Genomic DNA, 13,781 nt, shown 5'->3' with positions numbered 1-13,781 from the left:
TATTGGGAATCGGGATTGTTTCTTGTTTTTGTAAGTTTATTTTTAGTTTGATTTTGCTAAAATGTTGATTGTTGGGTGTTTAAAATGCTGTATTTTGACGAGAAATAATGCATTTCAAAGGTTATTTTTTAAAAATAGCAAGGTTTTTCGTAAATTTAATAGTAGAACATTGTAAGCTAAAATTGATATTATGAAAAGAACAATACTTCTACTCCTGTTGACAGCTCCCACATTTGCCCAGGAAATCAATACATTTGATTTTGCCGTTATAAACTCGACCTTAATTTCACCAAACATCGATCTTGATAAAGGGCGAAGCGTCGTTGCGGGCAATGAAAATCAATATTCAACTTACTTTCAGTACGCACTTGCGATGTGCGAAGACGATGTTATTTTAGGAGCCGGCATCGACAAATCTGAAATTGATCGAACTTATGTTGGTTATATCGGAAAGATATGTGATAAGTTCAGAGCCACTATTGCAATTGGCTATTTAGAGTCCCGTAGTGGTTATGACGGAACCTTTACGGGGTTTAGTGTGTCCTGGCATTTTAAGGAAAACACTTTTGTTGGCGGAAGTCTCGAAAATCTGCATTCGACGAGTATCAGTTATGATACCAAAGAAAGTTTCGATTATTACAAAAAGCTGGTTCCAAAAGTGTTTGCAAGTTATGAAATTGTACCACATGTAATTGCTTTTGGACAACTAAGCAGCAGAGTTAATGATATTGCTTTAAAATATCAGAACGATCGCTTTGCTGCAGGGGGATTCTATTCCGGTCATGGTGAAGAGGGGATTTTCGGAACGGTAAATATCGGTCGTTTTGCGGTTTCCTGCAGTACAACCTTTGATAAAGTAAATTTCGGGTTGAAGTTTCAGTAGATTAGAGATTGTTTGGACTTTGCTTAGATTATTATGTATTAACAAAATTCATTTCAATCGTCATTAAGCATCGTTTTAATAGTATTTTCAATCTGGGCGACTCTTTCCTGACTAACGGTGTCATTTGCAATAATGATGAATCCCAACATGCTTTTTGGGTAAAAGATGCAAAGCGTGTTGTATCCTATTTTAGTATTACCATCATGGTAAATGTATCTTTCTCCTTTATTGTCATTTGCTATCATCCAACCTAATCCCAATGCCAAACCGTTATCTTTTTTATAAGTGATTTTATGTGTAAGGTTTATAGCTTTATCTGTACGGGAGAGATTTGCATTTAAAAATGTAAGCATGTCATTTATAGTGGTGTTCATTGTTGGTCCAAAATAATATCCGGTCAGATTTAGAAAAGGTTGAGGTTTTTGATTGTTATTATATCCTTGTACTGCTCTTTTAATTTCAACATCGGTTAAGTAAGGTTTTGTATTAAACATATTTAGATGTGTCTGCAAATAGGTTGTTACAATTTCTTCATACGGTTTATGGTAAATTCTTTCAAGCAATAATTCTAAAAGTTTCATTGCACTGCTGTTGTATTGGTATTTTGTACCGGGTATCGTGTCAATGCTAACTGAATGCAAATCAGTAAGCAAATGATCAGCGCTATACAAGGCATAAAAATGTAGTTGTTGTTTGATGTCTAGTTTTTTCAGACTATCCTTAATGGCAGGTGAAAAGGTTTTAAATGTAGTTGGTAAACCGGAGGTGTGATTGGCTAGATTTACCAACCGAATGGGTTCACCCCTGTATTGAAGATTGGGATAGGAGCCGGGCAGAAATTTTCTGATATCGTCATTTAGATTGGCTTTTTTATCTATAACCGCTTGTGCAAGAATGGTGGTAACGAAAATTTTGGCAACAGAACCAATATTATAAAAGTCATTGGCAGTGGCTTGGCTTATTTTTCCATAGTTGTAGCTATGGCTTTGTTTTTTATTAATAATGCCAATTGAAACGCCATTTGTGTTACTGTCCTCTAAATAAATTCTTACGGCATAGTCCACGACTGAATCCAGCTTAGTTTTCAATGTATTGTCTGTTGAAACAGCACTATTTGTTTGAGCAAAAATTGGAGCATAACAAAAAGCGGTCGATAGAAGAGCTAAGTAGTGTGATTTTTTCATGGTTTACTTTTTTTGTTCAAACAACCATTTTGGCAGATCATCATTCAATAAAAAGGGAAAAACAATATCATTATGGCTATAATGGGTGTAGCTCGAGAATTTTAGATTTTTATTTTTGCTTAGTAGTTTGTACAAAGCAAGACTTCCTGCATAGGGATTTTCGGTGTCTTTCTCTCCGTGTATTAACCAGACGGGTTTCCTATTTAGTTGATCAACGGCAGAAAAATCGGGTACAGCAGCAATAGATAAAAGAGCTGTGAATTTTTCGGGTGCGCGGCTCATTAGATTTTGGGCGGTAGAGGCGCCCATAGAAAAGCCCGCAAGATAAATGCGGTTTCTATCAATAGCTGGATAAGTCACGCATAAGCTGTCAATTAGTTTTAGTACAGTTTGCACCTCTTCTGAAGGTTTGGCGGTTAATAAAACAGAGTCTGGATCTTCTGTGTAATTGGAAGAACGTTGTTTGAATTGCGGTGCGACAATAAAGGCGGGATATTGATTTCGAATCTCGTCACGGAGCCAAATGCGAGCCAATGGCTCCAGTTGTTTTTCATTGTCGTCCCCTATACGGAATGAATTATGAAACGTAATTACCAAAGGATATTTTTGATTAGCTTCTTGTTTTTTAGGTAACAATAAACGATAAGGCAGTTGTTGGTATGTTTTTTTTAGATAGTCATCTGCTGCTAAATTATTCAATTGATTTTTTGCAGTTGCAAGGGTTAAGCTATCCGGTGCGGGAGTATCAACTTTGATAAAGTTAGGGGCGAGTATGTTTGTTTTTTTCTCAGGAAAATAAGTAACCATATCTATGAAGTGCTTTCCTTTCTTTAATTCCCGGTCAAGTGAAATAGAAACTTTATGATTGAAATTTCTCTTGAAAAAAAGATTGATTTCTTTTTTCTTCAGATCAATCGCTATAGAATAATTGGTCACAATATTGTCTGATGGAACAGGTCTTTGAGCCGTTTTAGACAATATTGCAGTAATATCTTTTAGCTGAAATGCAGTTGTATTACTCATATACGAAGTTGCTGCCTCTCTTCTCCAGCAGGATTCGGTATGACCGTTGTTGATAGAGTAGTTAGTGAGTGCAAAGCAAGGGGCAGATTTTTGTACCACATAATTTCCATGTACTGTCGCATAATCACCTGTAGCATCTCCAATAAAGAGTTGAGCACCGGCGAGTTTTACCAGGTTGAATTGGCTGATAAATCGTAACGCTTCTTCTACCGTTTTGCAGTTTTTTAACAGATCATTTACCACTTCTTCTTCGCGATTCTTTTTTGATGGATTTAGAATAACCGGTATTTCGTTTATGGCTGTATAATCCATAAACAAACCATGTTCATTCATGCCGCCCTGAGGGTATTTATACATATCAGCTTCGTGTTGCGGATACAGTTCCGACCAGGTCATATAACCGTATGCTTGTTTTTGTTTAGGAAAGTACCAAAGACGATACTTCATTGTTGTACTTTCATCCTCATTATTTCCAATCCATACGTGTTTGCCGTCGTTGGCCATAAAAATGGTGCAGGCGGAGATAGTAGTTTTTATGCTAAGCAATGCAAATATTGTTAGCAAAAAGCGGGTTATTTTGTTCATATATTGGATAATACAATTTCTAGTCTGTCGAAATTTTCTTCATTTTTATCAACCACATAAGGTTTTAGTTTATTGCATTCTTCTATGGTATTGAAGAGCATTTTGAAAACTACTTTTGTCTGGCTTGCAGTTATAGCTTCAAAGGTCACTAAAATCTGAAAAAGGGGCTTTGAATAACGTTTCCAGGCGATAAGATTAGGTTCTTCTATTTTGATAAATTCGCATTCGTTGGCATAGTTTCCTTTGTCAGGACCGTGCATGATAAAACTCCATTTGCCTCCTTCACGAAAATCAAACTCGTTAAAAGTATTGGTGAAACCTTTTGGTCCCCACCATTTTTTCAGATGTTCCGGTTCGTTCCAGGCTTTATAAACCATTACTTTAGGAAAATTAAGTATTCTGATTGTTACAATCTCCGTTTCAGGCGTTGTAGAAATAATAGCATCACTCATTTTTTTTTGAATTTAATGATTCGTTAGGTTAACACATACAAGTATTAAGTTTCTTTTATACACGCAAATTTGCTTCGCCTGTTCACTATCGTTTGTGTTGCAGATTAAGGAGATTTTTTTTGATTCTTAATAATAGCAATCTGGATAAATCTGCTAAATCTGCGTGAAAAAAAATGGCAAGCACAGCAGAACTTATTTTTTGAAAATAAAAACAAAGCGTTTTATGTGTTTAAATTCTAATGACTTGACTATTTGCTGTAATTGTATTTTTTGTATTCTGTATATCAGTTAAATATACATTTTACAAATTTATTCAGTTTACAGTTACGGCGTATCATCGAAATTATCGTAGTACGTAAAATCTTTTGTGATTAAACCGTTTTCTATTGTGAAAATAGTACAGATTGGGAGTTCGAAATTAGAATCGTCTTCAGCAGTTCCCGAAGAAACAAATTCGACAATTACATGATTTTCTCCCGAAGGATATATCTGAATGATTTTATCGTTAAGATCCGGAAACATCTGACTAAGTTCGCTGTATTTCTTTACGATTTCAGCGTGAGTTTGCTTTACAATCCCTGTTCCAAGTGAGGGATCTTTAAAATCGGCTGTAGGGCTATACATTTCCGACATTTTTTTCCAATCATGTTTATTAAAATGATCGAAATACTGTTTGACTAGCGCTACGTTTTTTGACTCCATATTTTGTGGTTTTTGATTGTTACAAGCGATTAATATTAAAAGTGTAAAAAAACTTAAGATTACTTTTTTCATAGTTATAGTTTTAATTATGGTTTAGATATTAATTAACTGTAAGTACATAATGGAGTCAATTATTTCATAGCAAGTGATTTAAAGATTAATGAAATCTTCACTTTTTGGAAAAATACTCAAAGCCTCAACAGCAATTTTCGGAGTTGGAGAAGCCAGTTTACGCAATTTAGTATCCATCCACGCACCATCAACTGTAATAACGGCACAAAGCGTATCGTCTTCCTTTCTGAATTCGTGAATGATTGACCAGCGTGAAGCATCGGCTTTCATTTTTGAAGTTTTGGTGTGAATGAATATTTTGTCTGAAAGTTTTAATTCTTTTCTAAAAACACATTCTTCTCTAAATAAGATTGGACCAAAACCTTCTGTCTGCATTATTCTTAATGTTAAACCTAATTGCTCTAATACTTCGATACGATGTTGTGCGCCAAAATCGTAATAAGCACTATGACGAACGTGAAAATTTGGGTCAAGATCTGACCAGCGAAAAGATAATTCTTTAGTAAATGAAACCATTTGTTTGTTTTAATTTTATTGTTATTCTAAACTGTTTTTTTGAGATCGATTACTCGGAAAAACGATTATTATTAGAGATCGAAAGTACAAAGAAAAACGGGAATAGTTCTTTATAAAAACTTAAAGTATCTTGTGAAACCTAACGGGTTAATGTGTTTTTTAAATCAGTTGGGATTCTTTTATGGCCGATATTTTAATGTCATCTTCGTCTAAAGATTGTAAAAAATCGGCAGCATCATATACTTCGCCCATGGTTGTTACACCTGTTTTCTTTATTCTGCCGGACAAAATTCTATTTATTCCTTCGACTACTAAAGGAGCTGTAACGGCATAAATATCCTGTCCCTGAGCAGTAATAGTTCTTATGCTGTTGTCTTTTGTTGCTGTAACAACTACACAAAATTGTTGTGCCGATCTGTTTTTTTCGTCTATTGGTTTGGGCTCCGGAGTATCATTGTTTCTAAGGTCACTCAAAGAGTTTTGACTAAGATAGGTATTAACGCCACTCACATTTAAATGGCGGGAAATTGTAATGATTTCAGAAAGCGGTAAGGCAACAACTTCTTTAATGCCAATCGGGTTTTCGAAATCCCATTCTTGCGAAGGACTCGCTTCAAGTTCTTGTAAACGATTGTCTTTGAAGGTTAGTCTTTTATAGTGATTTCGGTCCCCGGTTAGTCTTGTTCCTTTTGTTGGGTACCACGAATCCAGTCCGATGTAGACATTTATTTCATCAATCTGACTCCAGTCGTGAGTTAGAGCAGTACTTAGTAAGTCGGCTAATCCACCGTAGAAGGCAGAGGCAGGAATTATTAGGATTTTATCGTTTTTTGCCTGTTCAGAAAACTGCTCGAATATATCTAAAACCGGTTTTTGCTCAGCCGTTAAATCAATGTAGTGACTGCCGCATCGCAAAGCAGATTTAATTATGGGTTCTGCGGTATCTAAGTAAGGGCCAGCACAGTTGATGATAATTTCTGCATCGGAAAATGCATCGTCTAAGCTTTGAGGATCGTGAATATCTGCTGCTTTACTTTCTAAATCGGGATGTTCCTGATTTAAAAGGACCAGTTTCTCCTGATCTCTCCCGGAAAGAATAAGATTTTTGTAACCTTGTCTGTAAAGTTCAGAGACAATAAATTTCCCCGTGTGTCCATAGGCACCATAAATTGCAATTTTATTTTCCATAATTGGTAGTCGGTTTGTTAGGTAGTTGTTTTAGTAGTGTATTAAAAGTAGTTATTTTAAGGATGGTTATTATTTTTTGGGGTTAACTTTTTTACAATCCACGGTAAGGTGAGACCCTGACCAATTAGTGTTAGTATTACAACGGCAACGGAAATAAAAATGATAGCATTTCTTTCTGGGAATGGCGCTCCGTCGTGGAGAAATTTTGGTAATCCGATGGCTATTGCCAACGAAACAATGCCTCTCATGCCGGACCAACTTAGGATAATGCTGTTGTTGAAGTCTAGCAGAGCATGTTCGCTTACTTTTCTTTTTCCTTTTGTATTTAGAAAGTTTTTTTGGAGGTTTATTTTTTGCAGAAAAACCCTTCCCATTCTAATTAATAGCGCTGTGATCGTAATAACTACAGCGTAACCAATGTATGGCAGAATCATAGCGTCGTCAATTTCTTTTAGGATATACCTAAAATTAAGACCAATTAAAATAAAGATTAGTCCGTTAAGTAGGAAAATAATAATATCCCAAATTGTTCTGGAGTTGTTTTTTAAGCTTTCGGGGAAAATTTTATTGCTGAATCTGGCAATTGACAATCCTAAAACTACAACAGCAATAACTCCCGATACATGCAGGTGCTCAGCAACAAGATAAGTTACAAAGGGCATTAAGAGCATGAAACTGACCGTAACGTTTACATTTTTATGTACTTTGGTCAGTATGAAAGCAAGGATTTTGGCTATTACAAAACCTACCATAAAACCACCTCCCAACAATAGTATAAATTGTAAAGTTGCTTTCCAGATTACAAATGCAGATCCCATTACGGCGGCTACGGCAAAACGATAGGCTACAAATGCGGAGGCATCATTTATGAGGCTTTCTCCCTCAAGAATAGTGATGGTTTTATGTGAAATTTTTAGTCCTTTAGTAATACTTATCGCTGCTACCGCATCAGTGGCGGAAAGAATAGCTCCAAGTACAAAAGAAAGTGGCCAGGTCATTCCGGGAATCAGGTAATGGGCAACAATGGCAATTCCTAAAGTGGTTACAAAAACCAATGTAATGGCCAGTGTTCCGATGGTATTGATATTGGCTTTAAAAACATCCGGAGTAATATTAAAAGAGGCATCATACAATAACGGAGGTAGAAAAATCAGGAAAATAATTTCCGGATTAATTTCAATTTCATTCATATTCGAAAAAAAACCAATTGCGATTCCAACAATAACAAGTAAAATAGGGTAGGGCAGTTTTATTTTATCTGCAAAAGCAGAAAGCCCAATAACGATAGCCAGAATAAAAATGATGATGCTGTAGTTTTCCATTCTGTTTTTGTTTAGAGTTATACTAAAAGTCCATTTTCTTTCAGATGTTTAAAAATGATCTTATCCACTTCTGATATGATTTCCAGATCTTTATAGTTTAGCCATCTGATTTCTTCAATTTCATTGTTTTCCTTTAGAGCTCCTAAATAATCAGCATTGTAGCAAGTCATTTTTACTACAACACCTTCGGCAGCCCCATCTGATTGTGCTTTAAAAGTTCCGACATATTTTATAGAGTCCTTTACGATTTCGACACTTAACTCTTCCTGAATTTCTCTGACCAGAGTTTCTTCGTCGGTTTCGTTATTTTCTCTTTTTCCTCCGGGAATATAGTATTTGTTTTTTCCTCTTGATTTTGTACTTAAAATTTGACCGTTTTCAATTTTAATTAAGGCAATCTTATCAATTTCAATCATTAACAATTATTTTATTTAAACTATTTGTTTAGTCTTTTTCAAATGTAAAATGTTTTCCCAACAAATATGATATTTGACGAATCATTTTTAAGTTTTTGTACTTGGATTTAATAAGATTTTCATCAAAATAGTAATGCATGACAAGAATCAGTGACTGTATCAGAAAGAATATTTTTAAAACAAAGTTGATGTTAACTTAGAAGCTTTTGGGTATAGCATTTTTTAAAGTAAGCTGCCCACACGGAATTTCTTTACCGTTTACGTTATAAAATAGATTTTGCTCTTTTAAGCGAAGTCCGGTCCGTATTGTGCCATTTACTCCAAGATTAGAGATTGCTACAACGTAAAAACTGCTTGATTCTTTTGGATTGATAGTTCTTTTTAAGGAAGATGCTTTATCAATACCATTGTCTAAAAATGATTTTACTGCAAGACCATAATCAAATAAGGGTACTTTGTCAATTGTTATGGTGTCGGAAGGAAGGCGTAATTTCATGTAATTTCCGGATGAAGCCGGAAGTTCAAAGGAATCTAGGGGAAAATCAAGTGTTAGTTCAACAGGATGAATTGTTTCATTAGTTATTCGGGTCCAGAATACAACATAGATATAGTTCTTGCCAGTAGGATCAGTGTATTTTAATCCGCCTTTCGGAAGGCTGTTCTGTATGATGAGACGCGCTCCGGTAGCATCAGTATACTCATATTTAGTGTCAATGTACTTTTCTTTAGGAGTATTTGATGTTTTTGGACTTTGGGCACTTTCCGTTAAATTTAGTGCTTTTGTATCTTCTGTTTTCGGTGTTGGATTACTTCCTTGTTTACAGGAAAAAAGTCCTGTTGTCGCCATGATCAATAGTAGTATGCTTTTTTTCATCTTTGTTTGGTTTGCTTAAAAGTTTTAGTGCTTTGCAAGGCTGAAGCTGTTGGTAGTTTTTTTTCACTTCGAAAACAGTCTTTTTATTTTTGAAAACAAATTTTTAGATTTTCTTTTCTCAAGTTTTGCTTTCCAATTCACATCAAACTTTCCATCTGAATTTTTTACATTTTGTGATGAAGTGTTTACTACAGCTTTAAATGGCCCAGTTCCTCTTTCTAAATAATAGATTTCTTCTTCTTGTTTAAATTGACGACTAAAATAAATCTTGATAACAGTTTTTTTTGAATTTGATAAATAAACATAACAATCAGCCCATTTTGGAGTTTTTCCATTTTTATAAAGTAAGTCAACTACTTTGTCAAAAGATATTTCTACATTTTGTAACTCATTCCAGGTTTTTAAATACTCATTTTCATCTTCTGTTAAATGCTTGCTAACACTTCTTTCATTTGGTTCTAAAACGAATGTGTAATTTTTAGAAATTTTATTAAAGCAAAATTGTTCCGTTAAATTATGTAGGTCTACTAATAAGAGTTTGAAATTTTCTATAAATTTTTCTTTCTTCATTTTACATAATTTATTAATTTTGTTATCAACGTTCCGCTGCTTCTCTTGGTTGTGGAATTGAAAGTATAAATACCTAATTTAGCACTTCTACAAAAAAAGGACAAACCTGTATTGACTACGAGCGATTATCTTTTTCGTGGATCAATGCCCTTATTTGCTTCTAAGAATTTATTGAACTCAATTGGATTAAATATCTTGTTGGTGCTTACAGGATTTTTGTCTAATTGTTTATGTGGTCTGGTTGGTCTTTTTTCAAAACCTCCGCCGCAGTTTGGACAAACATTTTTTAGAATATTTTCTACACATCCAGTGCAAAAGGTACATTCATAACTACAAATCATAGCTTCATTTGATTCGTTAGGCAAATGTTTGTCGCAATTTTCACAATTTTGTCTAATTTCTAACATTTAAATTTGGTTTAGTCGTTGTCCCAGGAGTAATAATTATGATCGTTGTCTAATGAAAAACCGACTTTTGGATAAAGTGCATTACCAACAACATTTGTTTTTGCAGTTTCTAATAGCAGTCCGCAAGCATTGGTTTGTTTGCATAATTCTTTTGAGATGTCGATAAGTTGTTTAGAAATTCCTTTTCCTCTGTATTCGTTAGCTACAAACAGATCATTTAACAGCCAAAGTCGTTTCATTCTTGTTGAAGAGAAAAGGGGATATAATTGTACAAAACCAACTAAGTCCTGGTTGTTTGTTTCAGCAACAAAAATTTGAGAATCGTTTAGTTGGAGTCTTTCAGAAATAAATTTTTCTGCTTTTTCTTTATCAGATTCATTTTCGTAAAATACTCTGTATTGGTCAAATAATGCTACAGCCAATTTCAAATCTTCTATGGTTGCTTTTCTAATTTTTGTCATTTTATAATTGTTTTAATTATTTATGTACTAATGTAAAGTGTTTATTCCATGTATTGAAATATATAATGAAATAAATTATCTATGCAACCAAGCGCCCTAGCCCTGATGGGAGCGGCATCCTTTTTCTTGCTTCTTTAGCAAGGAAAAGATACAGCAGACAGCAGGAATGAGCTCCTGATAATGACACGTAAAGTACTGATATGCCATAAGTGTCAGGTTGTAAAAATGTCATGTTGTCATATTTTTTTGCTGTGCCAATAGCAAACTGACAATTTACTTTGGTTTTTTATATTGGCACAAAGATTGACTTATGCCACATGAGTTTAAAAATTAGTATATCAAAAATAAATTATATAAAAAATGGGTAAAATAATCGGAATTGACTTAGGTACGACGAACTCTTGTGTTTCTGTAATGGAAGGTAACGAAGCAGTTGTTATCCCTAACGCAGAAGGAAAAAGAACTACACCATCTATCATCGCTTTTGTTGAAGGTGGAGAAATTAAAGTGGGTGATCCTGCAAAAAGACAAGCGGTAACGAATCCTACAAAAACGATTGCTTCTATCAAACGTTTTATGGGACACACTTTTGCTGAAACTACAGGTGAAGCAAAAAGAGTTTCATACAAAGTAGTAAAAGGGGACAACAATACACCACGTGTGGATATTGATGGTCGTTTGTATACTGCTCAGGAATTGTCTGCAATGACTCTTCAAAAAATGAAAAAAACTGCTGAAGACTATTTAGGTCAAACAGTAACTGAAGCGGTTATTACTGTTCCTGCTTACTTTAACGATGCACAACGTCAAGCTACTAAAGAAGCTGGAGAAATTGCTGGTCTTAAAGTTATGCGTATCATCAATGAGCCAACTGCAGCTGCACTTGCTTACGGATTAGATAAAAAAGGAACTGATCAAAAAATTGCTGTTTACGATTTAGGTGGAGGTACTTTTGATATCTCTGTTCTTGAATTAGGAGACGGTGTATTTGAAGTATTATCTACAAATGGTGATACTCACTTAGGTGGAGATGATTTTGACCACGAAATTATTGACTGGTTGGCTACTGAATTCTTAGCTGAAGAAGGTATTGATTTACGTTTAGATCCAATGTCATTGCAACGTTTGAAAGAAGCTGCAGAGAAAGCAAAAATTGAATTGTCTTCTTCTTCAGAAACTGAAATCAACTTGCCTTACGTTACAGCTACGGCTTCAGGACCTAAACACTTAGTTAAAAAATTATCAAGAGCTAAATTTGAGCAATTGACTGATTCTTTAGTAAAACGTTCTATGGAACCAGTTGCTAAAGCATTAAAAGATGCAGGTTTATCTACATCTGATATCGACGAAGTAATCCTTGTTGGAGGTTCTACTCGTATGCCAAGAATCGCTGACGAAGTAGAGAAATTCTTCGGTAAAAAAGCGTCTAAAGGAGTTAATCCTGATGAGGTTGTTGCTATTGGAGCAGCTATTCAAGGTGGAGTTTTATCTGGAGATGTAAAAGATGTATTGTTACTTGACGTTACTCCTTTATCTTTAGGTATCGAAACTATGGGTGGTGTATTGACTAAATTAATTGAGTCTAACACAACTATTCCAACTAAAAAATCACAAGTTTTCTCTACTGCTGCTGATTCTCAACCATCTGTTGAAATTCACGTATTGCAAGGTGAAAGAGCTATGGCTGCTGATAACAAAACTATCGGTCGTTTCCACTTAGATGGTATTCCACCAGCACCAAGAGGAGTTCCTCAAATCGAGGTTACTTTTGATATTGATGCTAACGGTATCATCAAAGTTTCTGCAACTGATAAAGGAACTGGAAAATCTCACGATATCCGTATCGAAGCTTCTTCTGGTTTAACAGCTGAAGAAATCGAAAAAATGAAAAAAGATGCAGAAGCTAATGCTGATGCTGACAAAATCGCTAAAGAAAGAGCTGAGAAATTAAACGAAGCTGACAGCATGATTTTCCAAACAGAAAGTCAATTGAAAGAATTAGGAAGCAAATTAGCTGACGATCACAAAGTTGCTGTAGAGTACGCTTTAACTGAATTGAGAATGGCTCACCAATCTCAAGACATTCCTGCTATTCAAACTGCTCTTGACAACATCAATGCAGCTTGGAAAACAGCTACAGAAGCTATGTACGCTCAAGGTGAACAAGGTCAACAAGCGGCTCCTCAACAAGAGCAGTCTCAAGGTGACAATGTTGAAGACGTTGAATTCGAAGAGGTAAAATAATTTACCTACGATAATAGTAGAAAACCGAGTCAGAAATGACTCGGTTTTTTTATTATTTATATTTAAACCCGACAGGTTTTTAAAACCTGTCGGGTTTGATTTTATTATTATTTAATAAAAATGTGGTTTCCCTCAATTTTGTTAAGTTTTTTAGTGTTTAATTTGCGCAAAAAATAATGTAAAATTAAATTATGAAAAAAAGATTAGGATTAGTAGTGCTGTTAGTGTCAGCTTTATTTATGGGATGTAGTAGCGATACAGATGATAAAAAAGAAGATATAGATGAGGTTGCAGCAGTTTCAGCTACTATTAATGGTAAAGAATGGAAAGCAACAAAAATTAAGAAAGTTGTTTTGGTTCAAAATATTCCGAATGTTGGAGTGCAGCTTTTAAATCTATATTTTAATGATGATTCACAAGCGCTGTCATTAATATGTGAAAGTAGCTTATCAAGTAATGATACCATGCCATTAAAGGAGTATTTTTACAATGATACTGATACTAATGCGTGGTTTTTAAATTATTACCTAATAGATGGAGTAGGTTATGTAAGACATTCTCAAAAATATGGAAAAATAACAATTACAGCTATGAATCCGGAGAAAAAAACGGTCTCTGGAACCTTTAGTTTTAGAGCTGAAAAAGAAAATGTCTACCAGACTGAAATTGTTGCTCCTGATGTTTTTGAAGTTACAAATGGAGTTTTTACTAATTTGCCTTATAGCGTTATTAAAGGTAAATAAGGATATTTTTTACTTATTTAAACCCGACAGGTTTTAAAAACCTGTCGGGTTTGTTTTTTTTATGTCTTGTCCTGAAAAAGGTTGACTACAATCCAATTAATTATGTCAACAGAAAGGAAAGTTCTAAAAAAAGTAATGC

Annotated in this window: 15 protein-coding genes; 3 read left to right on the top strand and 12 right to left on the bottom strand. The window is 34.6% G+C overall.

The annotated features are described in order from the left end of the window. Positions 1–190 precede the first annotated feature (190 nt). The gene (locus tag G3A47_RS22090) at positions 191–883 is read left to right on the top strand and encodes a hypothetical protein (RefSeq protein WP_166926368.1); all 693 of its coding nucleotides are present in this window, start codon (positions 191–193) and stop codon (positions 881–883) included. A gap of 53 nt (positions 884–936) precedes the next feature. Here the strand turns inward: G3A47_RS22090 and G3A47_RS22085 are convergent, their stop codons facing one another. The 12 genes from G3A47_RS22085 to G3A47_RS22030 form a co-directional block, all read right to left on the bottom strand. After that, complete coding sequence (locus G3A47_RS22085; RefSeq protein WP_166926366.1) at positions 937–2,067, bottom strand: serine hydrolase domain-containing protein; 1,131 nt, start codon at positions 2,065–2,067, stop codon at positions 937–939. 3 nt (positions 2,068–2,070) lie between these two features. Further along, positions 2,071–3,654, bottom strand: a complete 1,584-nt coding sequence (locus G3A47_RS23920; protein ID WP_243860551.1) for a hypothetical protein — start codon at positions 3,652–3,654, stop codon at positions 2,071–2,073. Between the two features lie 17 nt (positions 3,655–3,671). Next, the gene (locus G3A47_RS22075) at positions 3,672–4,127 is read right to left on the bottom strand and encodes an SRPBCC family protein (protein WP_166926364.1); all 456 of its coding nucleotides are present in this window, start codon (positions 4,125–4,127) and stop codon (positions 3,672–3,674) included. A 324-nt stretch (positions 4,128–4,451) separates the two neighbouring features. Continuing rightward, complete coding sequence (locus tag G3A47_RS22070) at positions 4,452–4,901, bottom strand: nuclear transport factor 2 family protein (protein ID WP_166926363.1); 450 nt, start codon at positions 4,899–4,901, stop codon at positions 4,452–4,454. A gap of 78 nt (positions 4,902–4,979) precedes the next feature. After that, positions 4,980–5,417, bottom strand: a complete 438-nt coding sequence (locus G3A47_RS22065; protein ID WP_166926361.1) for an acyl-CoA thioesterase — start codon at positions 5,415–5,417, stop codon at positions 4,980–4,982. A gap of 159 nt (positions 5,418–5,576) precedes the next feature. Then, the gene (locus G3A47_RS22060; protein WP_166926359.1) at positions 5,577–6,605 is read right to left on the bottom strand and encodes a saccharopine dehydrogenase family protein; all 1,029 of its coding nucleotides are present in this window, start codon (positions 6,603–6,605) and stop codon (positions 5,577–5,579) included. Between the two features lie 56 nt (positions 6,606–6,661). Continuing rightward, positions 6,662–7,927: a Na+/H+ antiporter gene (locus G3A47_RS22055; protein WP_166926357.1), complete on the bottom strand. Its 1,266-nt coding sequence runs from the start codon at positions 7,925–7,927 to the stop codon at positions 6,662–6,664. Between the two features lie 17 nt (positions 7,928–7,944). After that, the gene (locus G3A47_RS22050; protein WP_166926355.1) at positions 7,945–8,343 is read right to left on the bottom strand and encodes an NUDIX hydrolase; all 399 of its coding nucleotides are present in this window, start codon (positions 8,341–8,343) and stop codon (positions 7,945–7,947) included. A 196-nt stretch (positions 8,344–8,539) separates the two neighbouring features. Continuing rightward, positions 8,540–9,217: a hypothetical protein gene (locus G3A47_RS22045; protein WP_166926353.1), complete on the bottom strand. Its 678-nt coding sequence runs from the start codon at positions 9,215–9,217 to the stop codon at positions 8,540–8,542. Between the two features lie 63 nt (positions 9,218–9,280). Further along, positions 9,281–9,787, bottom strand: coding sequence for a hypothetical protein (locus tag G3A47_RS22040; RefSeq protein WP_166926351.1), 507 nt, complete (start codon positions 9,785–9,787; stop codon positions 9,281–9,283). Positions 9,788–9,912: 125 nt separating this feature from the next. Beyond that, positions 9,913–10,194 carry a DUF1272 domain-containing protein gene (locus G3A47_RS22035; protein WP_166926349.1) on the bottom strand — a complete coding sequence of 94 codons (282 nt, stop codon included), beginning with the start codon at positions 10,192–10,194 and terminating at the stop codon, positions 9,913–9,915. Between the two features lie 11 nt (positions 10,195–10,205). Next, complete coding sequence (locus G3A47_RS22030) at positions 10,206–10,655, bottom strand: GNAT family N-acetyltransferase (RefSeq protein ID WP_166926347.1); 450 nt, start codon at positions 10,653–10,655, stop codon at positions 10,206–10,208. A 360-nt stretch (positions 10,656–11,015) separates the two neighbouring features. Between G3A47_RS22030 and dnaK the strand changes: the two genes are divergently transcribed. Beyond that, positions 11,016–12,899 carry a molecular chaperone DnaK gene (gene dnaK, locus G3A47_RS22025; RefSeq protein WP_166926345.1) on the top strand — a complete coding sequence of 628 codons (1,884 nt, stop codon included), beginning with the start codon at positions 11,016–11,018 and terminating at the stop codon, positions 12,897–12,899. A gap of 191 nt (positions 12,900–13,090) precedes the next feature. Next, positions 13,091–13,642, top strand: a complete 552-nt coding sequence (locus G3A47_RS22020) for a DUF6252 family protein (RefSeq protein ID WP_166926343.1) — start codon at positions 13,091–13,093, stop codon at positions 13,640–13,642. The last annotated feature ends 139 nt before the right edge of the window (positions 13,643–13,781 follow it).

This window comes from Flavobacterium poyangense (genome assembly GCF_011751075.1).
Lineage (GTDB): Bacteria > Bacteroidota > Bacteroidia > Flavobacteriales > Flavobacteriaceae > Flavobacterium > Flavobacterium poyangense.
Note: the sequence above shows the minus strand (reverse complement) of the source record. Positions and strands in the feature narration are given on the sequence as shown.

Coding starts and splice junctions, on each gene's coding strand:
- G3A47_RS22090 (WP_166926368.1), top strand. CDS start 191: ATGAAAAGAACAATACTTCTACTCCTGTTGACAGCTCCCACATTTGCC.
- G3A47_RS22085 (WP_166926366.1), bottom strand. CDS start 2,067: ATGAAAAAATCACACTACTTAGCTCTTCTATCGACCGCTTTTTGTTAT.
- G3A47_RS22075 (WP_166926364.1), bottom strand. CDS start 4,127: ATGAGTGATGCTATTATTTCTACAACGCCTGAAACGGAGATTGTAACA.
- G3A47_RS22070 (WP_166926363.1), bottom strand. CDS start 4,901: ATGAAAAAAGTAATCTTAAGTTTTTTTACACTTTTAATATTAATCGCT.
- G3A47_RS22065 (WP_166926361.1), bottom strand. CDS start 5,417: ATGGTTTCATTTACTAAAGAATTATCTTTTCGCTGGTCAGATCTTGAC.
- G3A47_RS22060 (WP_166926359.1), bottom strand. CDS start 6,605: ATGGAAAATAAAATTGCAATTTATGGTGCCTATGGACACACGGGGAAA.
- G3A47_RS22055 (WP_166926357.1), bottom strand. CDS start 7,927: ATGGAAAACTACAGCATCATCATTTTTATTCTGGCTATCGTTATTGGG.
- G3A47_RS22050 (WP_166926355.1), bottom strand. CDS start 8,343: ATGATTGAAATTGATAAGATTGCCTTAATTAAAATTGAAAACGGTCAA.
- G3A47_RS22045 (WP_166926353.1), bottom strand. CDS start 9,217: ATGAAAAAAAGCATACTACTATTGATCATGGCGACAACAGGACTTTTT.
- G3A47_RS22040 (WP_166926351.1), bottom strand. CDS start 9,787: ATGAAGAAAGAAAAATTTATAGAAAATTTCAAACTCTTATTAGTAGAC.
- G3A47_RS22035 (WP_166926349.1), bottom strand. CDS start 10,194: ATGTTAGAAATTAGACAAAATTGTGAAAATTGCGACAAACATTTGCCT.
- G3A47_RS22030 (WP_166926347.1), bottom strand. CDS start 10,655: ATGACAAAAATTAGAAAAGCAACCATAGAAGATTTGAAATTGGCTGTA.
- dnaK (WP_166926345.1), top strand. CDS start 11,016: ATGGGTAAAATAATCGGAATTGACTTAGGTACGACGAACTCTTGTGTT.
- G3A47_RS22020 (WP_166926343.1), top strand. CDS start 13,091: ATGAAAAAAAGATTAGGATTAGTAGTGCTGTTAGTGTCAGCTTTATTT.